General features: G+C 39.2%; 1 protein-coding gene. It reads right to left on the bottom strand.

Going from position 1 to position 803, the window contains the following annotated elements; translation table 11 throughout:
• Positions 1 to 118: 118 nt before the first annotated feature.
• On the bottom strand, positions 119 to 803 hold a 685-nt coding region (locus D9603_RS19645; RefSeq protein WP_128732579.1), incomplete at its 5' end, for an IS110 family transposase.

Genomic DNA, 803 nt, shown 5'->3' with positions numbered 1-803 from the left:
TAACAGCCCTTGGTATTATCAGGTTTTAATAGAGCGGCTCTGAACCGTTTCCCGTCAATGTCTATCTTTGCAATTCTTGCTGGTGAACCTTGTTTAGTTTTGCCAATGAATATCAGCGTTAAGCAAACTTATAGTCTTCTTTCTTTACAACCATCGCCCATGCCATTCTTGCCATCTTATTGGCTAAGGCCACAACGGCTTTATTAAATGGCAGTTGCTTACGTAAATTGTTTGCCCATTCACTCACTTTATCGGTTTTGTTTTCAGCTTTTACTAAGGCTGCTCTTGCGCCATTAATTAGCTGTGTTCTTAAATAAGTATTCCCTCGTTTACTTATCCCTTTTAACTTAGGGTTATCACCCGTTGTATGCTGTTTAGCAACTAAACCAAGCCATGCGGATACATGACGACCATTTTTAAAGTCTTTTCCATCCCCTATTGCACTGTAAAAAGCCGTTGCTATGATTGCCCCTATTCCTGTCATTGTTTTTAACCTTTGGCATACTTCTTTTGTATTGCTAAGTTCACTGATTTCTTTATCCAAAGCATTGACTTGTTTATCCAGCTCGGTCAACTCGTCATACAAACTCGCTATGTGTCTGCGTGATAACACGGTTAGTTTATTGTCTGCATCTTCTAAAATATCAGGTACTGCTTTTCTAACCTGATTTGCCCCTCGGGCGATAATTATGCCGTACTCAGCTAATAGTCCTCGTGTTTGATTTATTATTGCTGTTCTGAATTTTATTCTTCGCTCTCTGATGCGATGCAAAAGTTGAATATCTTGCTGCTCAGTGTTTTTT

The organism is Pseudoalteromonas sp. PS5 (assembly GCF_004103255.1).
Classification (GTDB): domain Bacteria; phylum Pseudomonadota; class Gammaproteobacteria; order Enterobacterales; family Alteromonadaceae; genus Pseudoalteromonas; species Pseudoalteromonas peptidolytica.
The sequence above is the reverse complement of the archived record's forward strand: the minus strand, read 5'-3'. Positions and strand labels throughout refer to the sequence as shown.